The 24,152-nt window shown below is 71.4% G+C and carries 24 protein-coding genes; 17 read left to right on the top strand and 7 right to left on the bottom strand.

Annotated features, from left to right (window positions below; genetic code table 11):
* Nucleotides 1-81 precede the first annotated feature (81 nt).
* Nucleotides 82-1,131 carry an alpha/beta fold hydrolase gene (locus tag KALB_RS03350; RefSeq protein ID WP_030108807.1) on the bottom strand — a complete coding sequence of 350 codons (1,050 nt, stop codon included), beginning with the start codon at nucleotides 1,129-1,131 and terminating at the stop codon, nucleotides 82-84.
* Nucleotides 1,132-1,333: 202 nt separating this feature from the next.
* Here KALB_RS03350 and KALB_RS03345 point away from each other — a divergent pair, with 202 nt between their 5' ends.
* The 5 genes from KALB_RS03345 to KALB_RS03325 all read left to right on the top strand — a co-directional run bounded on the left by KALB_RS03345 (nucleotide 1,334) and on the right by KALB_RS03325 (nucleotide 7,057).
* Nucleotides 1,334-2,158, top strand: a complete 825-nt coding sequence (locus tag KALB_RS03345; protein ID WP_025354311.1) for an SAM-dependent methyltransferase — start codon at nucleotides 1,334-1,336, stop codon at nucleotides 2,156-2,158.
* A gap of 48 nt (nucleotides 2,159-2,206) precedes the next feature.
* Entirely contained in the window at nucleotides 2,207-3,457 is a 1,251-nt protein-coding gene (locus KALB_RS03340) for a cytochrome P450 family protein (protein ID WP_081789171.1), read from the top strand.
* 27 nt (nucleotides 3,458-3,484) lie between these two features.
* Nucleotides 3,485-4,081, top strand: coding sequence for a phosphatase PAP2 family protein (locus KALB_RS03335; RefSeq protein ID WP_025354309.1), 597 nt, complete (start codon nucleotides 3,485-3,487; stop codon nucleotides 4,079-4,081).
* 104 nt (nucleotides 4,082-4,185) lie between these two features.
* A complete protein-coding gene (locus KALB_RS03330) occupies nucleotides 4,186-5,673 on the top strand; it encodes a glycoside hydrolase family 10-like protein (protein ID WP_030108809.1) in 1,488 nt (495 codons plus the stop codon).
* Between the two features lie 73 nt (nucleotides 5,674-5,746).
* On the top strand, nucleotides 5,747-7,057 hold the full coding sequence (locus KALB_RS03325) for a C39 family peptidase (RefSeq protein WP_025354307.1): 1,311 nt from the start codon (nucleotides 5,747-5,749) through the stop codon (nucleotides 7,055-7,057).
* Here the strand turns inward: KALB_RS03325 and KALB_RS03320 are convergent, their stop codons facing one another.
* Nucleotides 7,058-7,687, bottom strand: a complete 630-nt coding sequence (locus KALB_RS03320; protein ID WP_025354306.1) for a TetR/AcrR family transcriptional regulator — start codon at nucleotides 7,685-7,687, stop codon at nucleotides 7,058-7,060.
* A 94-nt stretch (nucleotides 7,688-7,781) separates the two neighbouring features.
* On the opposite strand from KALB_RS03320, the gene KALB_RS03315 reads away from it, so the two are divergent.
* Nucleotides 7,782-8,369 (top strand): TIGR03086 family metal-binding protein, encoded by a 588-nt coding sequence (locus KALB_RS03315; protein WP_025354305.1) that lies wholly within the window; start codon nucleotides 7,782-7,784, stop codon nucleotides 8,367-8,369.
* 1 nt (nucleotide 8,370) lies between these two features.
* Here KALB_RS03315 and KALB_RS03310 read toward each other — a convergent pair whose 3' ends face one another.
* Both KALB_RS03310 and KALB_RS03305 read right to left on the bottom strand, forming a co-directional pair.
* Entirely contained in the window at nucleotides 8,371-9,183 is an 813-nt protein-coding gene (locus KALB_RS03310; protein ID WP_025354304.1) for a polysaccharide lyase, read from the bottom strand.
* Nucleotides 9,184-9,326: 143 nt separating this feature from the next.
* The gene (locus KALB_RS03305; protein WP_025354303.1) at nucleotides 9,327-12,542 is read right to left on the bottom strand and encodes a bifunctional cytochrome P450/NADPH--P450 reductase; all 3,216 of its coding nucleotides are present in this window, start codon (nucleotides 12,540-12,542) and stop codon (nucleotides 9,327-9,329) included.
* Nucleotides 12,543-12,648: 106 nt separating this feature from the next.
* Between KALB_RS03305 and KALB_RS03300 the strand changes: the two genes are divergently transcribed.
* Entirely contained in the window at nucleotides 12,649-13,269 is a 621-nt protein-coding gene (locus KALB_RS03300; protein ID WP_025354302.1) for a LuxR C-terminal-related transcriptional regulator, read from the top strand.
* Between the two features lie 155 nt (nucleotides 13,270-13,424).
* Here KALB_RS03300 and KALB_RS03295 read toward each other — a convergent pair whose 3' ends face one another.
* On the bottom strand, nucleotides 13,425-13,877 hold the full coding sequence (locus tag KALB_RS03295) for an SRPBCC family protein (protein ID WP_236650162.1): 453 nt from the start codon (nucleotides 13,875-13,877) through the stop codon (nucleotides 13,425-13,427).
* Between the two features lie 133 nt (nucleotides 13,878-14,010).
* Between KALB_RS03295 and KALB_RS03290 the strand changes: the two genes are divergently transcribed.
* The 7 genes from KALB_RS03290 to KALB_RS03260 all read left to right on the top strand — a co-directional run bounded on the left by KALB_RS03290 (nucleotide 14,011) and on the right by KALB_RS03260 (nucleotide 20,125).
* Nucleotides 14,011-15,102 (top strand): S-(hydroxymethyl)mycothiol dehydrogenase, encoded by a 1,092-nt coding sequence (locus KALB_RS03290; RefSeq protein ID WP_025354300.1) that lies wholly within the window; start codon nucleotides 14,011-14,013, stop codon nucleotides 15,100-15,102.
* Nucleotides 15,103-15,112: 10 nt separating this feature from the next.
* The gene (locus KALB_RS03285) at nucleotides 15,113-16,159 is read left to right on the top strand and encodes a gamma-glutamylcyclotransferase family protein (RefSeq protein WP_025354299.1); all 1,047 of its coding nucleotides are present in this window, start codon (nucleotides 15,113-15,115) and stop codon (nucleotides 16,157-16,159) included.
* A 93-nt stretch (nucleotides 16,160-16,252) separates the two neighbouring features.
* Nucleotides 16,253-16,942, top strand: a complete 690-nt coding sequence (locus tag KALB_RS44775) for a DUF4232 domain-containing protein (RefSeq protein WP_035967838.1) — start codon at nucleotides 16,253-16,255, stop codon at nucleotides 16,940-16,942.
* A gap of 46 nt (nucleotides 16,943-16,988) precedes the next feature.
* The gene (locus KALB_RS03275; RefSeq protein ID WP_030108238.1) at nucleotides 16,989-17,792 is read left to right on the top strand and encodes an alpha/beta hydrolase; all 804 of its coding nucleotides are present in this window, start codon (nucleotides 16,989-16,991) and stop codon (nucleotides 17,790-17,792) included.
* A gap of 21 nt (nucleotides 17,793-17,813) precedes the next feature.
* On the top strand, nucleotides 17,814-18,512 hold the full coding sequence (locus KALB_RS03270) for a dienelactone hydrolase family protein (RefSeq protein ID WP_025354296.1): 699 nt from the start codon (nucleotides 17,814-17,816) through the stop codon (nucleotides 18,510-18,512).
* Between the two features lie 93 nt (nucleotides 18,513-18,605).
* Nucleotides 18,606-18,845 carry a Uma2 family endonuclease gene (locus KALB_RS03265; RefSeq protein WP_025354295.1) on the top strand — a complete coding sequence of 80 codons (240 nt, stop codon included), beginning with the start codon at nucleotides 18,606-18,608 and terminating at the stop codon, nucleotides 18,843-18,845.
* A gap of 77 nt (nucleotides 18,846-18,922) precedes the next feature.
* Nucleotides 18,923-20,125 (top strand): styrene monooxygenase/indole monooxygenase family protein, encoded by a 1,203-nt coding sequence (locus KALB_RS03260; RefSeq protein ID WP_025354294.1) that lies wholly within the window; start codon nucleotides 18,923-18,925, stop codon nucleotides 20,123-20,125.
* A gap of 62 nt (nucleotides 20,126-20,187) precedes the next feature.
* On the opposite strand, the gene KALB_RS03255 is transcribed toward KALB_RS03260, so the two are convergent.
* Together KALB_RS03255 and KALB_RS03250 are read right to left on the bottom strand one after the other, a co-directional pair.
* On the bottom strand, nucleotides 20,188-20,937 hold the full coding sequence (locus KALB_RS03255) for an SDR family NAD(P)-dependent oxidoreductase (protein ID WP_025354293.1): 750 nt from the start codon (nucleotides 20,935-20,937) through the stop codon (nucleotides 20,188-20,190).
* A 34-nt stretch (nucleotides 20,938-20,971) separates the two neighbouring features.
* Nucleotides 20,972-21,913, bottom strand: coding sequence for a hydrogen peroxide-inducible genes activator (locus tag KALB_RS03250; RefSeq protein WP_025354292.1), 942 nt, complete (start codon nucleotides 21,911-21,913; stop codon nucleotides 20,972-20,974).
* Between the two features lie 92 nt (nucleotides 21,914-22,005).
* Here KALB_RS03250 and KALB_RS03245 point away from each other — a divergent pair, with 92 nt between their 5' ends.
* The 3 genes from KALB_RS03245 to KALB_RS03235 all read left to right on the top strand — a co-directional run bounded on the left by KALB_RS03245 (nucleotide 22,006) and on the right by KALB_RS03235 (nucleotide 24,064).
* Nucleotides 22,006-22,563 carry a peroxiredoxin gene (locus KALB_RS03245; protein ID WP_025354291.1) on the top strand — a complete coding sequence of 186 codons (558 nt, stop codon included), beginning with the start codon at nucleotides 22,006-22,008 and terminating at the stop codon, nucleotides 22,561-22,563.
* Between the two features lies 1 nt (nucleotide 22,564).
* The gene (gene ahpD / locus KALB_RS03240) at nucleotides 22,565-23,107 is read left to right on the top strand and encodes an alkylhydroperoxidase, AhpD family (protein ID WP_025354290.1); all 543 of its coding nucleotides are present in this window, start codon (nucleotides 22,565-22,567) and stop codon (nucleotides 23,105-23,107) included.
* Between the two features lie 102 nt (nucleotides 23,108-23,209).
* Nucleotides 23,210-24,064 carry a hypothetical protein gene (locus KALB_RS03235; protein ID WP_042221591.1) on the top strand — a complete coding sequence of 285 codons (855 nt, stop codon included), beginning with the start codon at nucleotides 23,210-23,212 and terminating at the stop codon, nucleotides 24,062-24,064.
* Nucleotides 24,065-24,152 lie beyond the last annotated feature (88 nt).

Genomic DNA, 24,152 nt, shown 5'->3' with positions numbered 1-24,152 from the left:
ACGAGATCGCCACGACCGCCCCCGAACAGTGTCCTGCCCCGGCCGACAGGGCGTCGACCGGGGCAGGACGAGGATGCCAGTTCAGGCGAAGTCGTGCTCGTGCAGCCACTTCAGGGTGGCGGCGCGGTAGTCGGCGGCGTTCTCCGCGAGCCCGAGGCCGTGACCGGCACCGGGCAGCACGAACACCGACAACTGGGCGGCGTCACTGAAGTACGGGGCCTCACCGGCGCGCAGGGCCTGCGCGCTGGAGCAGTCCCGCAGGAAACCGCAGAAGCCCGTGTCGTTGCCGCCGTCGGCCAGCATCACCGGCACGCTGATGGACCGGGACAGCGGGCTGACCAGGCCAAGACCGATGATCTCCACCAGGCTCACCGCGGACACCTGGTCCTTGGCGTACTGCTCGTCGGCGGCGACCACACCGGGCTCCACGTCGGAGGCACTGAAGTACATGATGTTGCGCTCGCCCGGCCTGCTGGTCAGGTAGCCGGGGTCCCCGCCCCTGCTGGACAACAGCGGGTCGACGGTCACCGGTTGCAGGCCGACCGCCACGTCCTTGAGCAGGACCGGCATGTTCGGCAGGTGGGTCATGCCGGTCAGCAGCACGCCGTCCACGTCGTGGTAGGTGGCCGACTCGATGATCGACAGCGCGGAACCCGCGGAGTGCCCGCCGATGAGCACCTTGCCGAAGCGGGTGCCGCCCACCTTGCCCGCGCGCAGTGCCGAGATCACCTGGTGCATCGCGGAGGCCTGGCCGGCGCCGGTGACCAGCGCGCTGAGCGGGCGCGAGCTCTGGCCGATGCCGATCGGGTCCACGGCGAAGGTGGCCAGCCCGTTGCGGGCCATGTCCCGTTGGTAGGAGTACTGGTCCGGCTTGTACGGCAGGTCCCAGTACTTGCGGTTGAAGGTTGCACCCGGCAGCAACAACTGGACGCTCTTGGCGGTGACGCCTTCCGGTGCGCACAGCTGACCGTGGATGGTCGCGGGCAGCACGAGCGCGGTCACCGGGACATCGGCCTCGGTGCAGGTCACCGTGGGTGCGGTGGCCGACGCGGGCTGGGGCGCGGCGAGCATTCCGGCGACAACCGCACACCCGGCGAACAAGGAGGTTGCCAGGAGGGGGAGGGATCTCACGGAGCTGGCCCTTCTGAGATCGACTTGGCAGCGAGGTGAGCAGGGTATAGCCAGCTGAACCGGACGAGTCACCGTTCAACACCTTTGAGTGAACTTTGCTGTGTGGCAACGGCTTACTGGTCACTTCGAGCGTCATTGCCCCCTCGACCGTGGGAGTAGGCTCTATGGGCTGTCGCCACTGCCGCCGGAACGGAGTCGCGCCTTGGCAGGTGAGAACGCCGACTGGATCCCCGAGGACGTGGACCTGTTCCGGGCCAGCCCTTCGCGCGTCTACGACTACCTGCTCGGTGGTGGCTGCAACTTCGCCGTGGACCGGGACTGGGCCGAGCAGGCCATCGAGAAGATGCCGTGGATCCGCGCCGCGGCCAGGTCCAACCGGGCCTTCCTGCGCCGCGCGGTGGTGTACTGCGCCGAGGCGGGCCAGCGGCAGTTCCTCGACCTGGGCTCGGGAATCCCGACCGCGCAGAGCGTGCACGAGATCGCGCACCGCACCGACCCGCGCTGCCGAGTGGTCTACGTGGACAACGAGCGGGTCGCGGTCTCGCACAGCGAGTTGCTGCTGGCCACGGTGCCCACGGCGGGCATCGTCGAGGCCGACATGTGCGATGTGGACAAGGTGCTGGGCCACCCGGTCACCCAGGAGCTGCTGGACTTCTCCCGTCCCGTCACGGTGATCAGCACGGCCGCGCTGTACTACATCCCCGACGACGACCTGGCGGCCAAGACCGCGCGCAGGTACCTGGACGTGCTCGCCCCCGGCAGCATGTTCGTGCTCTCGCACGCGACCCTGGGCCCGCACGAGCGGGACAAGATGAAGCTCGCCGACGTGCTGAAGATGACCAAGACACTGACCAGCTCGGCCACCGCCCGCAGCCCGGAGTGGATCCTCTCCCTGTTCGACGGCATGGAACTCGTGCCGCCCGGCCTGGTGTACACCCCGGACTGGCGCCCGGACCGGCTGCAACTGGCCGAGGAGTCGCCCTGGCAGGCCGCGGTGCTGGCCGGGGTCGCCCGCAAACCTGACTGACCTCGTCAGCCGCCTGCGACAACTGCGCGAACGAGAAGGTGATCGGTCATGGCAGCCACGTCCTCGGCAGGTGATCCGGTCCGCGTCCCGGAGCCGCTGTTACCCGCGGCGCGGGCCTGTCCGGCGAGCGGGAGCGCCGCGGCGGTGGGTCCCGCGCACCGGGGCAGACTGGTCACCGGCATCGAGTCCTGGCTGGTCACCCGGTACGAGGAGGTGGCCGCGGCGCTGAGCGACCCGCGGCTGGTGATGTCCGCCCCGCGGATCCAGCAGGAGCTGGTGGACCGGGGCGCGCTGCCGGAGCGGTTCGGCAGCCTGGTCCAGCGCAGGACGAGGACCCTGCTGAGCACCGACCCCCCGGAGCACAGCCAGCTGCGCAGGCTGGTCAACCCGAGCTTCTCCGGGCGGACCGTGGACCTGTTGCGCGAGCGGGCCCGGCAGGTGTGCGGGGACCTCCTGGCGGCCATGCGTGAGCGATCCCGGCAGGGCGAGGTGGTCGACCTGGTCGACGAGTTCGCCTTTCCCCTGTCCGTCACCATGATCTGCCAGTTGCTCGGCGCCCCCGCCGAGGACCGTGAGCGCTTCCGGGAGTGGTCGCAGGCCATCGTGTTCGACCACGGGGACGCCGAGTCGGTGGCCGCCTACCAGCGCGCGATGGCCGCCATGGACGAGTACTTCGGCGAGCTGATCGCGGCCAAGCGCGCGGCCCCGGCCGAGGACCTGGTCAGCCAGTTGGTGGCCGCCGACGACGAGCGGGGCGGCGAGGACCCCGCCGAGCTGCGCTCGATGCTCTCCCTGCTGATGATCGCCGGGCACGAGACCACCGCGAACCTGATCGCCAGCGGGGTGCTCGAACTGCTGCGCAACCCCGAGCAGCTGGCCGCGCTGCGCGCCGATCCCGGCCTGCTGAACCCGACCGTGGAGGAGTGCCTGCGGCACGCCGGTCCGGTGGCGTTCAGCTCGATGCGGTTCACCACCGAGGAGATCCGGTTCGGCGAGGTGCTGGTGCCGCGCGGCGAGGTGGTCTCGCTCGGGCTGTGGGCAGCCGACCACGACCCGGCCCACTTCCCGGACCCCGACGCCTTCGACGTGCACCGCAGGGGCGACCCGCACCTGGCCTTCGGCCGGGGCGCGCACTTCTGCGTGGGCGCGAACCTGGCCAGGATGCAGGCGCAGGTCGCGCTGGGCACCCTGCTGGACAGCTTCGGCGAGATCAAGCTGGCGGTGCCCGAGGAGGAGCTGAGCTGGCGCCCAGCCAACACCCGTGGCCCGCGCCACCTGCCGCTGCGGCTCACCGAGTGATCAGGCGGAGGTCCGTACGCTCGTGCTGTGCACCCTGATCATCGTCTCCGGCAGGCGATCACGGCCTACCTCTGGCTGAGCGCCCTCGTGGTGGCGGCGCTGTCCGCGCTGACCTGGCACGGGCGCCGTGGCACCGGGCTGGACCTGGCCGTGGACGGCTGGATCGAGCGCACCTTCAGCCAGGACCTGCTCCGCACGGTCGTGCACCTGGCTGACCTGCCGGTGCTGGTGGGTGTGCTGGCCCTCGTCCTGGTGCTGGCCCTGGTGCGGCGCGACCGCGAGCTCGCACTGCTGGCCGTGCTGGGGCCGACCGCCGCGATGCTGCTCACCGAGCTGGTGCTCAAACCGTTGGTGCACCGCACTTACGGCTCGTGGCTGGCCTTCCCCAGCGGGCACACCACGGCGATCACGGCCACCGCGACGGTACTGGCACTGCTCGCCGCCCGGTTGCCCCTCGCCGCACGAACGGTCGTGCACCTGCTGCTGCTCGCGGCGGTGGTCGTGGTGGCCATCGCGCTGATCGGTCTGGACTACCACTACTTCACCGACACCGTGGGCGGGTTCTTCGTGGCCACCGCCTGCGTGCTGCTGGTCTCCCGGCTGCTGGACCGAACGGCCGATTAGCGGGTCTTGCCGGAACCTGCACTTCGCCAGCTATTTACAGCGCTGGGCTCCATCGCGAAAATCGCTGACAAAGCGTCTCGCGACAGGCGGAGAGGTGACCGGCGGTGCGCAGGTTCGCTGGAGTACTGGCAGCAGTGCTCGCGATTGTCCTCGGCACGGTCGTGCAGTTTTCCGGCACGGCCTCGGCGGCGCCCAGCCCGGCGGCGCGGGAGTTGCGCGGCATGTGGATCGCCAGCGTGGCCAACATCGACTGGCCCTCCCGCCCCGGCCTGCCGGTGGCGCAGCAGCAGGCGGAGTACCTCGGCCTGCTCGACCGCGCCAAGGCGACCGGGATCAACGCGGTGTTCGTGCAGATCCGGCCGACCGCCGACTCGTTCTACCCCTCGAAGCTGGAGCCCTGGTCCCAGTACCTGACCGGCACCCAGGGCCAGGACCCCGGCTACGACCCGCTGGCCTTCCTCGTCCAGCAGGCGCACCAGCGCGACCTGGAGTTCCACGGCTGGTTCAACCCGTACCGGATCAGCCAGCAGCCCGACCCGGCCAAGCTGGCGCCGAACCACCCGGCGCGGCTGCACCCGGACTGGGTGGTCAGCTACGGGGGCCAGCTCTACTACAACCCCGGCGTGCCCGCCGCACGAACGTTCGTCGAGCGGGTCATCCTGGACACGGCCACCCGGTACGACCTGGACGGGGTGCACTTCGACGACTACTTCTACCCGTACCCGGTGGCGGGTCAGGCGTTCCCCGACGAGCAGGCGTACCAGACCTGGGGCGCGGCCAGGTTCCCGGACCGGGCCGACTGGCGGCGGGACAACGTCAACCAGCTGGTGCGCGAGCTGTCCCGGCAGCTGCACGCGGCCAAGCCCTGGCTTGCCTTCGGGGTCAGCCCGTTCGGGGTGTGGCGGGACAAGCGCACCGACCCGACCGGTTCGGACACCACCGCGGGCGTGCACGACTACGACGAGCTGTACGCCGACACCAGGACCTGGATCCGCAACCGGTGGGTCGACTACGTGGCACCGCAGCTGTACTGGCCAATCGGCTTCACCGTCGCCGACTACGCCAAGTTGCTGCCCTGGTGGGCGAACGAGGTCAGGGGTACCGGCGTCTCGCTCTACATAGGACAGTCGGCCTCCCGGATCGGCATCGCCAACCCGCCCGCCTGGCTCAACCCCGAGGAGATGCCGAGCCACCTCGCGCTGAACCGGGCCACGCCCGGGGTCTCCGGTGACATCTTCTTCAACGCCAACGCCTTGCTGGGCAACAAGCTGGGCTTCACCGACCGGCTGCGCACCGACCTGTACCGGGAACCCGCGCTGGTCCCGGTGCGCGCCACACTGCCGGGGCACACGCCGCCCGCCCCGCTCGCCCTGTGCGCGTACGACCGGGTGCTGAGCTGGCTCGGTTGGCCCACAACGACTTCGTACGGCATCTACCGGGACGGCCGGCTGCTGACGACCGTTCGTGCCACCGGCCCGGTGATGGGCTACACCGACACGTCGGCCACCGCCGGCGAGCACCACGCGTACTCGGTGACCGCACTGGACCGCGGTCACCACGAGAGCCGCCCCCGGACCCTGGAGGACCAGTGAGCGAGCCTGCGAGCGAACCATCAAGCACAGGCCGCGCGCGAAGCGCCGCGCCGAGCGCCAGCGAGGTGCGGCGATGACCGCACTACCGGCGAAGGTGATCAGGCTCGCGCTGGCGGGGACCGCGACGGCGGCGCTGCTCGCACAACTGGCCCTGGCCCCGGCGAGCGCGGGCACGCTGGCGGGCCAGCCCGGTAGCGGGACGGGTGCCGCCATCGACTTCCACCGCTGGCACACCGAGGACGAGTTCGACGCGGGGCAGTACGAGGGCCTGCGCGCGCACGCCGGTGGCGGGCTGGTGATCAGCAGGCCGGTCGGCACGATCGTGCGCACCGAACCGAAGCTGGGCACCACCACGACCTACGAGTACGGGCGCTGGACCTCTCCCCGGTACAGCCAGCACTTCGGCGCCACCCAGCTGATCGCCTCCTGGAACGCCACGACCCCCGCGGGCACCTGGTTGCAGGTGGAGATGCGCGGCAGGACCTCGACCGGGGTCAGCACCGGCTGGTACGTGATGGGCCAGTGGGCCTCGGGCGACAGCGACATCCAGCGCCGCAGCGTGTCCGGGCAGAGCGACGCCGCGGGCACGGTGGACGTGGACACCTTCGAGTCGGCCAGCGGCGTGACCCTGAACTCCTACCAGCTGCGCGTCACCCTGTACCGGCTGCGCGGCGCCCAGCAGAGCCCCCGGCTGAGCATGGTCGGCGCGATGACCTCCGCGGTGCCGGACCGGTTCACCGTGCCGACCAGCCCCGGCGGCGGGGCCTGGGGCGTGGAACTGCCGGTGCCGCGCTACTCGCAGGACGTGCACAAGGGCGAGTACCCGCAGTACGACGGCGGCGGTGAGGCCTGGTGCAGCCCGACCTCCAGCCAGATGGTGATCGAGTACTGGGGCAAGCACCCGACCGAGGACCAGCTCGCCTGGGTCGACCCGAGCTACGCCGACCCCAGCGTGGACCTGGCCGCGCGCGGCACCTACGACTACGACTACCAGGGCGCGGGCAACTGGCCGTTCAACGCCGCCTACGCCGCCAGCTACGGGTTGCAGGCGCACGTCACCCGGCTGCACTCGCTGACCGAGCTGGAGCGGTACATCAGGCGCGGCATCCCGGTGATCACCTCGCAGTCCTTCCTGGCCAGCGAGCTGGACGGGGCCGGGTACAGCACCTCGGGCCACATCATGGTGGTGGTCGGCTTCACCGAGACCGGGGACGTGATCGTCAACGACCCGGCCTCCCAGGACGACAACGCGGTGCGCAACGTCTACAAGCGGGCCCAGTTCGAGAACGTGTGGCTGCGCACCAAGCGGCACCTGGCCGACGGCTCGGTGGGCGGCGGTTCCGGTGGGGTGGCCTACATCTACACCCCGCGCGGCCGGGACTGATCAGATCAGCGGGCTCGGGGACGCCGCGCTGATCCGGTTCATCACGGCCAGGCTGGCCTTGATGTAGGCGTCCCCGTCGCCGTGCAGCACCGAGGCGGTGTTGGCGGCGTGCGCGAACGCGTCGAGCTCGAAGGCCAGCTGGGCCGGGTCGGTGTCCTGGCCGAACTGGCCGAACTCGCGGGCCTCGGCCACGGCGGTCACCAGCAGGGCGGTCCACCGGGTGCCCGCCTCGGCCAGCGCGTCGCGGACCCGGCCCTCGCGGGCGCCGGAGCCCCCGGTGACCGCGGCGAAGAAGCAGCCGCCGGGGAACACCCGGCCCGCCGAGTACTTCAGCCAGCCGTTGACCAGGGCGCGGACCCGGCGCACCCCGGCCTGCTCGGCCATGGCCGGGTCGACCACCGCCTCGGTGAAGATCGCGGTGGCGGCCCGGATGGTGGCCAGCTGCAGCTCCTCCTTGGAGCCGAAGTGGGCGAAGACCCCGCTCTTGCTGATCGCCAGGTCGGTGGCGAGCCTGCCGATGGACAGCCCGTCCAGGCCCTCGACGGAGGCGATGTCCGCGGCACGGCGCAGGATCGCGCGCCGCGTGCTGTCCCCGCGCTGGACCCGGCCGTCCGACTGCCCGTCGATCATGACCTCATCGTAGGGCCGTGGGCACGGGCTGCCAGTTGGCGCGAACTAATAGTACGATCGTTCGTACACTTTGCTGGCGACGGAGGGGGCCGGGATGGACCTGCTCGACCTGCACGAACGCGCGGTCAACCAGTTCGGGGACCTGATCGATCTGGTGCGCGCCGACCAGTTGGCGCTGCCAACCCCGTGCGCGGACTGGACGGTGCGCGGGCTGCTGCGCCACCAGGTGAGCCAGAACCTGGGCTTCGCGGCGGCCGCGCGCGGTGAGCGACCGGGGCTGGCGGTCTGGGACAGCGGGGAGCTGGGCGGCAACCCGGCGGGGGCCTATCGGGAGTCGGCGGCCCAGGTGTGCGCGGCCTTCGCGGAGGACGGAGCGCTGCGCGGCAACGTGTACCTGATCGACCTGGGCGGGGAGTTCGCCGCGGCGACGGCGGTGGTCTTCCACCTGGTGGACTGCCTGGTGCACCGCTGGGACCTGGCCAAGTCGATCGGCGCGCCCGCGGAACCGGACGAGGAGCTGGCGGGGATCGCCGCCGAACTGATGGCACGACCGTTCGTGCGGCCGGACGGCCAGCCGGTGCGCAGGCCGTTCGCCCCGCCCGTACCGGTGCCGCAGGGCGCCTCGGCGGGCGAGGCGCTGCTGGCCCGGTTCGGGCGGGACCCGAACTGGTCGGCCGGCTGAGTCAGCTCTTCGCGGTGCTCACCGAGAAGTCGGAGAAGTACGCGTGCACGGTGGACTTCGGCCCCCAACTGGTGTCGTGGCCGCCGAAGAAGGTGGAGAAGAACACGCCGCCGAACTTGATGCCGGAGATCCCGGTGACCGACTTGCTGGACAGCACCTGGGCCCCGTCGTACCAGACCGTCACCACCCCGGTGGAGCGGTTCACCGACTGCTCGATGGTGTGTGCCTTGTCGTCCGCGGCGAACTTCCAGCTGCCCAGCCCGATGTCCTCGCCGTAGCCGTCACCGGAGGGCGTGTAGACGTAGACCTCACCGGCGGAGCTGCCGCTCTTCATGCGCCACATGAAGCGGGTGGACCAGCCGTTGCCGTGGTTGCCCCCGCTCTCGCTGCCCGGGGTGCCGCCGTAGAACCCGGGCAGCTTGCCCGCCTTGCCGAAGTCGAAGTTCGAGGGGAACCGCACCTGGTAGCGCAGGTACAGGGTGGTGGCCGACTGGAGGTCGGCGTGCCCGGCCTTGGCCAGGTCCTGGTAGAACTGCCCGCCTCCGGTGTTCGGGCAGTTGGTGCAGGAGTTGGCCGAGGATCCCTTGCCATAGGTGACGTCCAGTGCGGACCCGCTGGCCTTCAGGTCCTTGAAGCCCCACTGGCCACTGCCGGAGATGCCCCAGGAGTTCTGCCAGGAGGTGCCGGGAAAACCGGTGAAGTTCCCAGACCAGGTGGTGGCCGTAGGACCGGCCGCGGCGGAGCCGCCCGCGAGGGCGGCCAGCGCCAGTGCGGCGATCAGTGCGCGACGGACCAGCGACGTTGCTCGTGCCATGCGTTCTTGTCTCCCAACCAACAGGGCGGCGTTGGTGTGGGCGGCGGTGCCTGGCACGGTAGGGCGGAACACCGGGCCGTTTCAAGGGGTTCGCCGAAGTTCATCGACGTGAACGCCCGCGACCCGGTGTCCCGCAAGGACAATCAGCCCGCCCAGACGTCCTCGACGTAGCGGTCCTCGCTGATCAGCCCGTCCAGCCAGGCCCGCGCGGCGGCCTCGTCCCCGCCGGTGTTCTCCCGCTGCACGCGTTTGAACGCCTCGCGCACGGCGGGCGCCATTCCCTTGCCGTCACCGCAGATGTAGACGCGGCCGCCCGCTTGCATGACGGCCCAGACATCGGCCCCGTCGGCGGCGATGCGGTCCTGCACGTACTTGCACTCGTCCACCGGGGCACGGGAGAACGCGGGCCGCATCGAGACGACACCGGCCTTCTCCGCGGCCTCCAGCTCGGCCCGGTGCAGGTAGTCCACCTCGGGGTGGCGCACGCCGAAGAAGCACAGCGCCTGCCCCAGTTCCACCCCGTCCGCGGCCTGCTGGGCCCGGTCGCCGATGAAGCCGCGGAAGGGCGCCAGCCCGGTGCCCGCACTGATCATGATCACCGGCGTGGCCGGGTCCTCGGGCGCGCGGAACGCCTCGCGGGCCGGGTCCACCCTGGCGCGGATCCGCTCACCGGCGGCCAGGGTGGACAGGTAGTACGAGGACACCCCGTGGAAGGTGCCCGACCCGCTGCGCGCCGGGCCGGAGAGCACGCCCACGATCAGCTCCACCTCGCCGGGGCTGGCCTTGGCCGAGGAGGAGATCGAGTAGTGCCTGGCCTGGATCGGGGAGAGCATCTCCAGGAACACCTCGCCGGGCAGCTGGCAGGCGGGGTTCTCCTCCAGCAGGTCCAGCACGCTGCGACCGCAGTCGGTGACGTACCTGGCGAACTCCTCGGCGTCCTGGGCCAGTGCCTGCAACGCCTTGCGCTCCGGCGGGCAGGGATTGGCCTCGGCCAGCACCGCGACCTGCGCCTGGGTGGCCGGGTTCTGCAACTCCACGAAGTGGGTCAGCAGCTGGCGCACGGTCAGCGGCCGGTCGATGGGCAGCGCGCGGCGGGTCTTCTGCCTCGGGTTGATCGACAGCACCAGGTCCAGGTCCACCCCGAACCGGTCGGCGGCCCTGCGGACCAGCTCCGGCGGGTTGTCCGGCACCACGGTCAGGTGGTCGCCGGTCCGGTAGGTCACGCCCTCGGGCAGCGCGATGCGCAGGTACCGCTTGGAACGGCCGATCGGGCTGTCCACGTCGACCAGTTCCTCGTTGGCCAGCACCGTCATCGGCGCCACCTCGTAGCGCGCGTCCAGCGCCGAGGTGACCCCGCCCTTGAGGACCTGGATGTCGTAGAGCCGGTCGGAGGTGGGCTCGGCGGCGGGCTCGGCGTCCGGGTCCCCGTAGCGCTCCAGCAGACCGCGCCACAGGGCGTCGCTCCAGGTCTCCACGTCCCCGGACAGGTCGCCGGAGGCGTCGGCCTCGCAGCGGTCCACCAGCCGGGTGCCGCCCAGCTCGGCGAGCCGGTTGTCGATCAGCGTGGGCACGTGCTGGTAGGTGGCCGCCCAGTTGCGGTCGCCGACCCCGAGCACCGCGTAGGACACGGCGGACAGGTCGTCCTCAGTGGACTCCGCGAGCCAGCCCACGAACTGGGCGGCGTCGTCGGTGGGCTTTCCGTTGTAGGAAGCGGCAACGATCACCACGGGCCCGTCGGTTGGCAGCTTGCCCACGTACTCGTCCAGCGGGGCGGCCATCGCGGTGAAGCCCCGGTCCTCGCCCTCGTCGGCGAGCTGGCGGGCGAAGGCGCGGCAGGTGCCCAGGTTCGAGCCGTGCAGCACGGTCAGCGCGGTGCCCTGCCTGGCACGACCGTTCGTGCCGCCGGTGCTGTGCTCCTGCGTGGTCGTGACCTGCGGCTGCCTGCGGTCGGCCGAGGTGCGGCGGGCCAGCCCGAGCCGGAACCCGGCGGGCTTGAGGGTCAGCGTCTCCTTGACCTTGAGCTGGTAGTCCTCGGTGTCCAGCAACCGGTAGCGGTGGATCAGCATGCCCAGCAGCAGGGTCGCCTCGTGCAGGGCGAACTGGCGGCCGATGCAGGCGCGCTCGCCGGTGCCGAAGGGCTTGAAGGCGTGCACCGGGCGGGCCTTCTCGCGCTCGGGGGTGAACCGCTCGGGGTCGAAGGCCTCCACGTTGTCGCCCCACACCGGGTCGCGGTGCAGCGCGGGGGCCAGCACGACCACCCACTGCCCCTTCTTCACCGGGTAACGCCCGCCGAGCACGGTGTCCTGGGTCGCCTCCCTGGAGTACGCGGCGGCGGTCGGCCACAGGCGCAGGGCCTCGTTGAGCACCTGCCGCACGTAGCGCAGCTTGCCGACCTCCTCGAAGGTGGGCTGCGGGTCGGCCTGGTCGCCCCACATGGCGTCCACCTCGGCCTGCGCCCGCGCCAGCACCGCGGGGTTCTTGACCAGGTAGTGCAGCGCGAAGGACAGGGCGCCGGAGGTGGTCTCGTGCCCGGCGATCAGGAAGGTGATCACCTGGTTGCGGATGTTGACGTCGTCGAGCACCTCACCGGAGACCGGGTGCGGGGCGTTGAGCATCAGGCCAAGCAGGTCCTCGGTGGCGGTGTCCCCGCTGTCCTTGCGGGCCTTGATCACCTCGTCCACGATGCCCGCCATGAACTCGGCGTCCCCGGCGAAACGCTCGTCGGCGCCCCGGTTGAGGATCGGCCCGATCCAGGGCAGCTCGCGGCTCTTGGCCTGGGCGTGCGCCAGGGAACGAACCAGGGCCTGCACGAAGGGGTGCGGCTCGGCGCGCTCGAAGGAGGTGAAGTCGAAGCCGAACCCGGACAGGCCGATGGTGTCCAGGGTCAGCCGGGTCATGTCCTCGGCGACCTCCACCAGTGGGCCGTCCACGTGCGCGTCCCAGTGCGCGACCAGCCGGTTGGCCACCTCCAGCATGGTCGGGTGGTAGCCGCGCATGGACTGCATGGAGAAGGCGGGCAGCAGGATGTCGTGCGCCTTCTGCCAGTTGGGCTCGTGGTTGTAGGCGGTGAACAGCCCGTCGCCCGCGATGCCCCGGATCCTGGCCAGCGCCGGTGCCACGTGCTTGGCGAACCGGGTCTCGTCGGACAGCTCCGCGACCAGGTCGGCGCCGGAGACCAGCACGACCTCGTTGTCGAAGAAGCGCTTCGCGAAGATCGGGCCGAGTTCCTTGGCCAGCTTCATGTTGTCCTGGATCGGTGTGTCCCCGGAGACTCCGAGCACGTCGCCGACGAAGGGGATCCGGTTCGCCGGGTGCGGCATGCCGGTCGTGTCGATCCCGGTGGTCTCGGGTGTAGCCATCGTTCTACCTCGCCCCAGATTCATTGTCTTCCCGCTGGCTCCCAGCCTGGCAGCACCGGGAGGGCACTGCCACGAGTCGGACTACAGGATCTTGTAGTCTTGCCCGGTGGGTGACCCGGAGCACGAGATCGCCGAGCTCCAGCTCGCCCGGCGGCAGCTGGCCGTGTGGCGCAACAGGTTCTTCGCGTTGCTGGACCGCACCCCGGTGCCGACCGCGATCTGCCTGGTCAACGGCACCGTACTGGGCGTGAACCCGGCCATGGCCGAGCTGTTCGGGACCTCCCCCAGAAACCTGCACGGTCGTGCGGTCATCGAGCTGGTGCAGCCCCGCTCACAGCGGGACTACGAGCGGGTGGTGCGCGACCTGGTCACCGGGCGGCGCACCCGCCGGGTGCTCGCGGTGCGCTGGGCCCAGGGCACCGGCCAGGTCACCGTGCAGGCCGTCGACGACGACGAGGGCACCGGACTGCTCGTCACGCTCCAGCCGGATCCGTTGCGGCACAACGTGATTCCCGAGCTGACCGAGCGCGAGCGGGCGGTGCTGCGGCTGGTGGCCCGCGGGGCGAGCTCGGCCGAGGCCGCCGCCGAGCTGGGCATCACCGCGGACGGGGTCAACTACCACCTGACCCGGCTCACCGCCCGGCTGTCCGTACCCAATCGGGCAGCACTGATCGCACGTTCGTACACGCTGGGCCTGTTGGACGCGACCGCTTGGCCGCCGCGCTGATGCGACACCCGGCCGGTGTGACCCAGGACACCACTGGTCCCCCGAACGCAGCTGTTGGCGGATTGCCCAATCCGCTACGCTTTCTGGACTAAGTCGGTCAGGACCGTGCCGACGCGCATCGTGCGCGGCCCTGACCGGCTTTCCCTTTGCCCGCGTCAGGATTGCTCGGCGAGTTCCTTCAGCTTCCGCAGGGTCTCGACGATGTTGCGTCGGTTGTGCGCCGCCCGGTCGCGGACCCCGGTGGCCAGCGGCCCGATCACGGCGCGGAACAGCGCGTTGCGGCGATCGACCGTTCGTTCCTCCACCCGACAGCCCGAACCGGTCGGCTCGATCAGGTACTCCCACTCCGCCAGCGCCATGCCCAGGCTGCTGACCAGGTAGCCGAACCGCCTGCCGGGCTCGGCGTGCAGCACGCGCGCGGTGGTCGACCAGCGCCGCCCGCCGTGCCGGTTGCTGCCCCGGAAGCGCGCCCCCACCGAGGGCCCGGTCGCCCCGCCCAGCCACTGCGAGCCGGAGCACTCGGCGGTGAACCGGTGCTGCCCGGTGACCTCGCTGACCAACTCGTACACCCGTTCGGCCGGGGCGGCGATCTCCACGGCGGCACTCACTGGTTCTGCTCGCACAGCCTGTTCAACGAACGATCGTTCATGGGGTTTCGACCCGTGCGGGGGTCGCGATAGCCGCATGGGCGTGCCAGGCTGCTCACGGAGTTGGCGAGGATGCCGGAGGGACGGTGGGCTGATGCCGCACGAGGTTCGCGGAGTCGTGTCGATGGGCAAGGGCGAGCCGGTCGGTGTGCAGACCGTGCTGGTGCCCGACCCGGGACCCGGCGAGGTCGTGGTGAAGGTGCAGGCGTGCGGGGTCTGCCACACCGACCTGCACTACCGCGAGGGCGGCATCAACGACGAGTTCCCGTTCCTGCTCGGCCACGAGGCCGCGGGCGTCGTGGAACAGGTCGGCGAGGGCGTGCACAACGTCTCCCCCGGCGAGTTCGTGATCCTGAACTGGCGCGCGGTGTGCGGCCAGTGCCGCGCCTGCCGCCGGGGACGGCCCTGGTACTGCTTCGACACGTTCAACGCCGCCCAGCCGATGACCCTGGCCAGCGGGCAGCCGCTGAGCCCCGCGCTGGGCATCGGGGCGTTCGCCGAGAAGACGCTGGTCCACAGTGGACAGTGCACCCCGGTGGACCCCCGGGTGCGGCCCGAGGTGGCCGGGCTGCTCGGCTGCGGGGTGATGGCCGGGCTGGGCGCGGCGATCAACACCGGCGGGGTGGGCCGGGGCGACACGGTGGCGGTGATCGGCTGCGGCGGGGTCGGCGGCGCGGCGGTGGCCGGTGCCGTGCTGGCCGGGGCGAGCAAGGTCATCGCGGTGGACGTGGACCAGCGCAAGCTGGACTGGGCCACCGGGTTCGGCGCCACGCACACGCTCAACGCCCGCGAGGGCGGGGACGTGGTGGCGCGCGTCCAGGAGCTGACCGGGGGCTTCGGCGCCGACGTGGTGATCGACGCGGTCGGCCGCCCGGAGACCTGGAAGCAGGCGTTCTACGCCCGGGACCTGGCGGGCACGGTCGTGCTGGTGGGCGTGCCGACCCCGGACATGCGACTCGAGCTGCCGCTGATCGACTTCTTCTCCCGTGGCGGATCTCTCAAGTCCTCCTGGTACGGCGACTGCCTGCCCTCCCGCGACTTCCCGCTGCTGGTCGACCTGCACCTGCAGGGCAGGCTGCCGCTGGAGAAGTTCGTCACGGAGCAGATCGCGCTGGACCAGGTGGAGCAGTCCTTCGAGCGGATGCAACGCGGTGACGTGCTGCGCAGCGTGGTCGTCTTCGACTAGAAACGACTGGGTGCGCAGACCGTTCCGTGACGAGGAGTACCCGGCAGCGCCCTACCCCGGCGCCCGTCCAGACGTGTCCTTCGTGCATCTCGACGGGGTCGGCCTGCCGCTGAGCCCCGCGCGCGGTCTGGCCGGGTGGCGGGTGGACTCCTCCGGCGAGGACCTGGACGACTGGCTGGCCGCCCGCGGGGCGGTGCCGCTCGCGGACCGGGTCCCGGTGCTGGCCTACGGCTCGAACGCCTGCCCGTCCAAGATCACGTGGCTGCGGGAGTCGCTCGGACTCACCGGGCCGGTGGTGGCGCTGCGGGCGCGCTGCGAGGGGCTGAGCGCGGTGTGGGCCGCGGGCCTGCGGGTGGTCGACGACCAGCGGCCCGCCACGCTGATGGCCGCGCCCGGCGTGGTCGAGGAGCACGCGGTGTGGCTGGCCAGCCCCGACCAGGTGCGGGTCCTCGACACCTGCGAGGGCCGGGGCAGGCGGTACCGGCTGGCGGGGGTGCGCAGCGGGCGGGTGCTGCTCGAGGACGGGGCGGTGGTGGACCGGGTGCTGGCCTACGTGGCCGCCTCCCGGATCCGCCGCCCGCTGCTGGCAGGCGGCAAACCGGTGCGCTGCGCCGAGGTGAGCCAGGCCGACGCGCGCGAACTGGACGGCAGGCGCAGCGGGCCGGACGGCCTGCGGGCGGCCACCGTGCGGGGTATGCCGCACCCGAACTCCTGGCCCGCCAGGGTCTTCGTCTACGGCACGCTGCAACCGGGCGGTCGTGCGTGGCGGCTGATCAGGCCGATGGTCGTCGGCAGGCCCCGTCCGGTGCGGGTGCCCGGCACGCTGTACGACACCGGGCTGGGCTACCCGGCGCTGCGGCTGGGCGGGACCGGCGAGGTGCCCGGTTCGGTGCTGACCCTGCGCGATCCGGCGGCCTGCCTGCCCGTGCTGGACGAGTACGAGGGCGAGCAGTACCGCAGGGTGCGCGTCACGCTGCCGGACGGCGAGGTGTGCTGGACCTACGTGTGGATCGAGGCGGTGCGGGGCATGCGCGTGCTCGCCGAGGGCTGGGCATGACCCGATCGGACCAGTGACCGGGAGCAACCAGTCGACTACTCCGCACGTCTTGGGGGCGGACCCGCAGCCCTGGCGGGTCAGGAGGTGATCAGCATGGTCCGCACCCGAACCACGATCACAGCCGCCCTGCTCGGCACCGCGACCTGTCTGGTGGTCGCGGGCTGTGGCGGCGCGCAACCCACAGCGGCGAGCAACAAGGCCCCGCTCACCCCGAGTACACCGGCTGCCCAGGCCCCGGCCACCAGCGTCTTAGCCCCGAGCAGCACCGCGGTGGCCGCACCGCCCAGCTCCACGGCCACCGCGCCCCCCGAGCCCAGCGGCTCCCCGGAAACGGCCACCGCCACCCTGTTCCAGACCCCGCGCACGATCCGGTGCAGCGCGGGCGTGCTCTCCGGCAAGATCACCGACATCGCCGCGGGAGTGGGCCAGCGCACGGCCCACTTCACCGTGACCAACACCGGCGCGAGCACCTGCACCCTGTACGGCTACGGCGGTTTCGCCCTGGTCGGCGCGGACGGCAAGGCGGTACCGACCAGCCTGAAGTGGGTCGCCAGGCCGGGGCCCAGCCTGGTGAGCCTCGCGCCGGGGCACGCGGCCGCGATGACCCTGCACTGGTCGGTGGTCGCCGACGGCTCGGAGTCGGACACCGGCCCGTGCGAGCCCACCGCAACCAAGATCGAGTCGATCCCGCCTGACGAGACCGAGCCGATGACCGCCGCCTGGACCTTCGGCCAGGTGTGCGGCCGAGGCGCGATCGAGAGCAGCGCGTTCTACCCGGTCTGATCCCCCACCGCACCGCCAGGTGTGCTGGAGTGGTGGGGTGGCCGACATGATCGAGTGGAAACTGAACGGGCACGGTGGCCAGCTGGCCGCCCGCACCTGGGCGAACCCGGGGGCGAGCTGGCTGGCCGTGCTCGTGCACGGGTACGGCGAGCACCTGGGGCGCTACGAGCACGTGGCGCGGACCCTGGTCACGGCCGGGGCCGTGGTGATCGGCGCCGACCACATCGGGCACGGCGACTCCGCGGGCGAGCGCGTGCTGGTGACCGACTTCGAGCAGGTCGTCGCCGATGTGGACCGGGTGATCGAGGCCGCGGGCACCGAGCACTCCGGGCTGCCCGTGGTGCTGATCGGGCACTCGCTGGGCGGCGCGATCGCGGTGCGCTACGCCCAGCAGCACCCCGAGCGGCTGACCGCCATGGTGCTGTCCGCCCCGGTGCTCGGCAGCTGGCACGCCCTGGACCTGCTGGAGTACGAGCAGATCCCGGACACGCCGATCGACCCGGACACGCTGTCCCGGGACCCCGCCGTCGGTGCCGCCTACGCCGCCGACCCGCTGGTGTGGCACGGGCCGTTCAAGCGGGAGACCCTGCGGGCGCTGGACGAGCTGTTGCAGACGATCAACTTCGACCAGCCGCTTGGCGACGAGCTGCCCGTGCTGTGGCTGCACGGGGACGAGGACACGCTCGTCGAGCAGGCCGACACGCGCGCGGGCACCGACCGGGTGCGCGGGCTCGGCTTCCAGGAGCACACCTACATCGGCGCCCGGCACGAGCTGTTCAACGAGGTGAACAAGGACGAGGTCCTGTTCGACGTGGTCGCCTTCGTGCGCGAGGTGCTGGCAGCGCGGTAGGCCGTGGGCTAGCGTCGGTCCGTGGACATCAGGATCCCGACCTCGTCCGGGCCGATCAACGCCCACCTCGCCGTGCCGCTGGGCGAAGGCCCCTGGCCGGGGGTCGTCGTGATCCCCGACGTCACCGGCCTGCACGACGACGTCCGGGCCATCGCCGGGCGGTTCGCCACCGCCGGGTACCTGGCCGTGGTCCCCGACCTGTACAGCCGCGGCGGCTTCCTGCGCTGCGTGCGCACCGTGTTCAGCCAGCTCAACGCGGGCCGGGGCCAGGCCTTCGACGACATCGAGGCCGCCCGCCAGTTCCTGGTCGGCCGCGCCGACTGCACCGGCAAGGTCGGCGTGGCCGGGTTCTGCCTCGGCGGCGGTTTCGCCCTGCTCACCGCCCCGCGCGGGTTCGACGCCTCCGCCCCGTACTACGGCATGCTGCCCGAGGACCGGGCGCTGCTCGACGGGGCCTGCCCGGTCGTGGCCAGCTTCGGCCGCAAGGACTTCACCCTCAAGGGGGCCGCCGCCACCCTGGAGCGCGAGCTGACCGCCCGCGGGGTGCCGCACGACGTCAAGGAGTACGCCGAGGCCGGGCACAGCTTCGCCAACCGGCTGCCCGCCGCCCCGCTGTTCCGCGTACTGGGCTTCGGCTACCACCACGACTCCTCCGAGGACGCGTGGCGCCGCGTGCTGACCTTCTTCGGCGAGCACCTGTCGGTGGCCGAAACGTCATGAAGGTGCCGTTCGGGACGTCCAGCGTCCCGAACGGCACCTTCATGACGTGCCGAGGGTGGGCCCTTGCCGACGTGCAGACCCTGCCAGAGAAGTGTGGGGTTCCGCGGTTCACGGCGCGAGGACCGCGGTTCCAGGCCGCTCGCCTACGCGGAGGCCGGTATCCCGTACTACTGGCGGGTGGAGAGCCCGGCCAGTGGCGCTCTGGCCCTGGCGGTGCACACCTACGAGCTCGACAGCTCGACCGGTGAGTACGTCGCGACCGGAGTGCACGACACCAGCCTGGTCACCGGTCTGCCCGAGCGGGTGGAGATCGACCTGAGCACGTTGAGCTGACTCACCTCGACGCGCGCCGCGAATCGCTGTTTGATCAATTTGTCCGGGCGGCTCGCGGCGGTGGGAGAGGAAGCTTCGTGGCACACAGGATCCTGGTCGTCGGGGCGGGGCAGGCGGGGCTCACGTTCGCGCTGCTCGCGTTGCGGGCCGGGCACGAGGTCACCGTGGCCACCGACCGGAGCCCCGAGCAGGTGGCCGCCGGACCGCCGATGTCCACGCAGTTGCAGTGGTCGCCGTCCCTGGCCGTTGAGCGCGCGCACGGGCTCGACCACTGGCAGGACAAGGCGCCCCAGGTCACCCACCTGGCCGCCGCGGTGCGCGGCCGCACCCCGATGGCGTGGCGCGGCGCCCTGGCCGCCCCCGCTCAGTCAGTGGACCAGCGGGTCAAGTTCCCCCGGTTGATGGGCGAGGTCGACGAGCACCCGCGCGGTCGGCTGCACGTCGGCCCGCTCGGCGTGGCGGCGGTCGACGCCTTGGCCTTGCGACTGCGGTCCGATCTCGTCGTGGTGACCGCCGGACGCGGCGAACTGGGCGCGCTGTTCCCGGTCCGCGCGGAACACACCCCGCACAGCGCGCCGCAACGGCAGTTGGCCCTGGTCTACCTGGCCGACGAGGTGGTCGACACCGCGGCCTGCGCCGCGATCCCGCCGTACGGCGAGGTGTTCACCGTGCCGCTGTGGTCGGCGGACGGACCGGCCCGCGGGCTGATGATCGAGGCGTACGTGGGCGGTCCGTGGGACGTGTTCCGCGGCATCACCGACCCGGTCGAGCTGCGGGCACGGATGCTCGGCCTGCTGCGCGAATCCGCTCCCTCCGAACACGACCGTGTCCGGTCACTGCCGTTGACCGACCCCACCGCCGGGTTGTCCGGTGCCGTCGTGCCACGGGTCGCCCACCCGGTCACCACCCTGCCGTCCGGCCGCCTGGTCTGGGGCCTGGGTGACGTCGTCGCCCGCTCCGACCCGTTGAGCGGCCAGGGCGCGAACTCGGCCGTGCACATGGCCGCCCACTACGTCGAGGCTCTGGGCGATGACTTGTCCGCCCCACGGCTGACCAGCGTGTTCGACGCCTACTGGGACCGGTACGGGCACGCCGCGGCCCAGTTCGGACACGCCATCACGGCACCGTCGCAGCCGCACGTGCGCCGTGTCATGGCCGCCGCGGTGCGGCACCCCGAGGCCGCCGCCATGCTCGCCCGCTCCTACGAACGGCCCGACGTGGCCATGACCTGGATGGGCTCCCCGAGCCGAACGGACGAGCTGCTGGCCGGTCTGACGTGACGTCATGAAAGTGCCGTTGCGGACATCTGATGTCTGAAACGGCACTTTCATGACATGGGGTCTCAGCGGGCCTGGTCGGTCGGCCGGATGAGGATCTCGTTCACCGCGACGTGCTCGGGCTGGGTGGCGGCGTAGACCACGGCGTTGGCGATGTCGGCGGACCGCAGTTGCCGGATCTGCGTGACGAACTGGTCGATGGCCTGCTTGGCGGCCTCGTTGGTGATGTGCTCGCGCAGTTCGGTGTCCACTGCCCCCGGCTCGACGAGCACGACGCGCACGCCCCGCTCGGTGACCTCCTGGCGCAGCGACTCGCAGAACGCGTTGATGCCCCACTTGGTGGCGTTGTAGCCGCCGGAACCCGACCGCGCCACACGGCCCGCCACCGAGGAAACCTGCACGATCGTGCCACGAGTGTCCAGCAGGTGCGGCAGGGCGGCGTGCGCCATGAACATGGAGCCGAGCAGGTTGGTGTTCACCATGCGCGTCCAGTCGCTGGTGTCGGCCTGGTGGATCGGACCGAGCAGCATCACCCCGGCGTTGTTCACCAACACGTCCAGCCGCCCGAACCGGTCCACGGTCGCGGCCACGGCCTCGGTGCACGAACGTTCGTCCGCCACGTCCAGGGTGACCGCCAGCACCTGGGCGCCCTTCTCCTCAAGCCGCTGGCGCAGCGACTCCAGCCGGTCGGTGCGGCGGGCCGCCAGCACCACCGAGGCGCCCTCCGCCGCCAGCGACTCCGCGGTCGCCTCGCCGATACCGGAGGACGCGCCGGTCACCAGGGCGACCTTGTCCCGCAGTCGTGAGTTCGTCATGGCACCGATCGAACACGCTGGAGCGCACTCCAGGTCAAGTCCCGGCGATGCGCACCGGCAGCCGACGCACGCGGGCGGCCCGGCGCAGTTCGGCGGCGATCGCGGCGTACTCCTCGCCCCGCCCAGCGCTCTCCCGGTACACCAGTCCGATCCGCCGCGAGGGCGCCTGCGGGCTGAACCGGGTGACCGCCAGCCCGCCGCGACGAGTCTCCACGGCCACGGCCGTCTCCGGCAACAGGGTCACCCCCATGTCAGCGGCGACGAGCTGCACGAGCGTGCTGAGACTGGCCGCCCTGGTCGCCGACTCCACCCCGGCGGCGCCGACCTCACGGCACACGTCCAGCGCCTGGTCGCGCAGGCAGTGCCCCTCGTCCAGCAGCAGCACCTCCAGTTCCCGCAAGGACTTCGGCGACACGCTGGCCCGCCCCGCCGCGGGGTGCCCGCGCGGAACCACGAGCACGAACTCCTCGTCGTAGAGCGGTTGTTCGACCAGCCCGCGGTGTCCGGTGGGCAGCGCGAGCACGGCGGTGTCCAACCGCCCGGTGGCCAGCCCGTCCACCAGCCGGGCGGTGCGCTCCTCGTGCACTTCCACGGCCAGCGAACCGAAACTGCGGCGCAGTCCGCGCAGCGCGGCGGGCAGCAGGTAGGGCGCCACCGTGGGGATGATGCCCAGCCGGAGCGTGCCGGAGAACGGCCGCCGCGCGAGGTCGGCCTCGGCCACCATGGCGTCCACGGCGACGGCCACTGTTCGCGCCAGGGGCACCATGCGTTCACCTGCCGGGGTGAGCATCACCCGACGTGTGGTGCGTTCCACAAGCCTGGCCCCCAAGGCTTCCTCACATCCAGCCAGGGCCGCGGACAGGGTGGGCTGGCTCACACCCAGTGCGGCCGCCGCCTCCCTGAAGTGCAGGAACTCCGCGACAGCAAGGAAAGCGCGGATCTGGGCCAGGGTCGGTCCGCCGGTACTGATCACCACAACCAATCAGTTTATGCGGCTCACACGATTTCCCCGATCAATGAGCGCGGGCGAGGATGGGCGCACAAGCACCAACGAACCAGGAGCAAGCGTTGCTGACTGTCGGCCAGCAGTTCCCCGAGTACTCCCTGACCGCCTGTGTCTCGCTGGACGCCGACAAGGCGTTCGAGACCATCGACCACAAGTCCCACCAGGGCAAGTGGCGCGTCGTCTTCTTCTGGCCCAAGGACTTCACCTTCGTCTGCCCCACCGAGATCGCCGAGTTCGGCCGTCTCAACGGCGAGTTCGCCGACCGCGACGCCCAGGTGCTGGGTGTGTCGGTGGACTCGGAGTTCGTGCACCACGCGTGGCGCCGCAACCACGCCGACCTGCGCGACCTGCCCTTCCCCATGCTGTCGGACATCAAGCGCGAGCTGACCGCCGACTGCGGCGTGCTCGGCAACGACGGTGTCGCCCAGCGCGCCACCTTCATCGTGGACCCGGACAACGAGATCCAGTTCGTGATGGTCACCGCGGGCTCGGTCGGCCGCAACGTCTCCGAGGTGCTGCGGGTGCTCGACGCGCTGCAGACCGACGAGCTGTGCCCCTGCAACTGGAACAAGGGCGAGGGCACGCTGGACGCCAACGCGCTGCTCTCGGCTGGCGCCTGAGATGTCGCTCGACGCGTTGAAGGACGCGCTGCCGGAGTACGCCAAGGACACCAAGCTGAACCTGGGCTCGGTGATCGGCAACTCCCCGCTGCCCGCACAGCAGGCGTGGGGCACCGCGCTGGCCGTGGCGGTGGCATGCCGCAACGGGCAGGTGCTGCGCGAGATCGCGGCCGAGGCGGCGGAGAAGCTGTCCCCGGAGGCGGTCACCGCGGCCAAGGCAGCCGCCTCGGTGATGGCCATGAACAACGTGTACTACCGGGCCAAGCACCTGATCGGTGACGAGGAGTACAACTCCCTGCCCGCACGGCTGCGCATGCAGGTCATCGCCAAGCCGGGTGTGGACAAGGTGGACTTCGAGCTGTGGTGCCTCGCGGTCAGCGCGATCACCGGCTGCGGGGTCTGCCTGGAGTCGCACGAGAAGACGTTGCGCGGCGGCGGTCTGTCACGGGACACCGTGCACGAGGCCCTGCGCATCGCCGCCGTGGTGCACGCCACGGCGGTCACCCTCGACGCCGAGCGGGAACTCGCCGTCGCCGAGGGCTGAGAGAACCACGCACCCCGTGGTCGGTGGGGGCGTCCGGGCACACGAGCCTGGGCGCCCCCTCCTCGTCAGCGGACCCGGCCCTGGGGAACAATGGCGGACGCGATGGTGGAGCAGGATCTCAGGCTGCTGGTCTCCGTGGTGGTCAGCGCAGAAGACGAACGACAGGCCCACGCGGCCTGCCGTGATCTCGTGGACCGGATCGACGGCCGGGTGGTGGAGGCCGGGGACTGCTCCGACGAGGAGCCCGGCTGCTGGTCGGTGACGATCAGCAAGGAGCTGCGCTCCGTCGAGGTGCACAGCGACACCCGCGGGGACGCCGCCGTGCTGGCCCGAGTTGTACGAACGTTCGTGCGGGAACTGGCCCCGAACTCGCCGCTGCCCAGGGTGTGCTGCGAGCCGCCGACCGCCTGGACGGTGCTGGACGACCCCGAGGTGGTCGGCAAGCTGGTCGCCGGGGCCGAGCGGATGCTGGTGGAGGCCTGGTCCGAGCTGGCGCCCTATCCGGAGCGGCAGCCGGTGGCCGAGCAGCCGGAGCAGCCCGTGCCGGCCGCGGCCGAGGAGCCGCTGACCAGACTGGCGCTGCGGGTGGAGGTGGCCGCACAGCACCCGGCGGGCGCGCAGTGGCAGGCCAGGGCGGTGGCCAGCCGGATCGTGGACTCGGCGGTGATCACCGGCGTGGTGCAGCGGGCCGACCGGGTCAGCGTGCATCTGGACCTTGGGCAGCGCCCGGAGAGCCCGGACCAGGCGGTGCGCACCGCCTCGGCGGCGCTGGGCCACCCCGACTGGTCCCCGCTGGACTGGGCCGGCGGCACGGCCGTACTGCGCTGGACGGACCTGTTGATGCCGACCACCGGCATCACCGCGTTGGAGCTGACGGCGCATCGGCCGGACCCCGAACCCGAAGTAGTCTGGCCAACCGAGGACGAGCCTGGTCCGTGGTCGGAGCCCAGGAGTTGATCGTCTAAAGTAGACTGTTACGCGCCGCCCGAGCACGAGCACCCTTCTGCGCGGAAATACCCCTCGATCAGCCGATCCTCCTTGCCCG

It is taken from the genome of Kutzneria viridogrisea DSM 43870, from assembly GCF_000525635.1.
In the GTDB taxonomy this organism is placed as follows: domain Bacteria; phylum Actinomycetota; class Actinomycetes; order Mycobacteriales; family Pseudonocardiaceae; genus Kutzneria; species Kutzneria viridogrisea.
This window is presented reverse-complemented; position numbering and strand designations above follow the sequence as displayed.

Coding starts and splice junctions, on each gene's coding strand:
- KALB_RS03340 (WP_081789171.1), top strand. CDS start 2,207: ATGGCAGCCACGTCCTCGGCAGGTGATCCGGTCCGCGTCCCGGAGCCG.
- KALB_RS03325 (WP_025354307.1), top strand. CDS start 5,747: ATGACCGCACTACCGGCGAAGGTGATCAGGCTCGCGCTGGCGGGGACC.
- KALB_RS03320 (WP_025354306.1), bottom strand. CDS start 7,687: ATGATCGACGGGCAGTCGGACGGCCGGGTCCAGCGCGGGGACAGCACG.
- KALB_RS03315 (WP_025354305.1), top strand. CDS start 7,782: ATGGACCTGCTCGACCTGCACGAACGCGCGGTCAACCAGTTCGGGGAC.
- KALB_RS03310 (WP_025354304.1), bottom strand. CDS start 9,183: ATGGCACGAGCAACGTCGCTGGTCCGTCGCGCACTGATCGCCGCACTG.
- KALB_RS03305 (WP_025354303.1), bottom strand. CDS start 12,542: ATGGCTACACCCGAGACCACCGGGATCGACACGACCGGCATGCCGCAC.
- KALB_RS03290 (WP_025354300.1), top strand. CDS start 14,011: ATGCCGCACGAGGTTCGCGGAGTCGTGTCGATGGGCAAGGGCGAGCCG.
- KALB_RS44775 (WP_035967838.1), top strand. CDS start 16,253: ATGGTCCGCACCCGAACCACGATCACAGCCGCCCTGCTCGGCACCGCG.
- KALB_RS03275 (WP_030108238.1), top strand. CDS start 16,989: ATGATCGAGTGGAAACTGAACGGGCACGGTGGCCAGCTGGCCGCCCGC.
- KALB_RS03255 (WP_025354293.1), bottom strand. CDS start 20,937: ATGACGAACTCACGACTGCGGGACAAGGTCGCCCTGGTGACCGGCGCG.
- ahpD (WP_025354290.1), top strand. CDS start 22,565: ATGTCGCTCGACGCGTTGAAGGACGCGCTGCCGGAGTACGCCAAGGAC.
- KALB_RS03235 (WP_042221591.1), top strand. CDS start 23,210: ATGGTGGAGCAGGATCTCAGGCTGCTGGTCTCCGTGGTGGTCAGCGCA.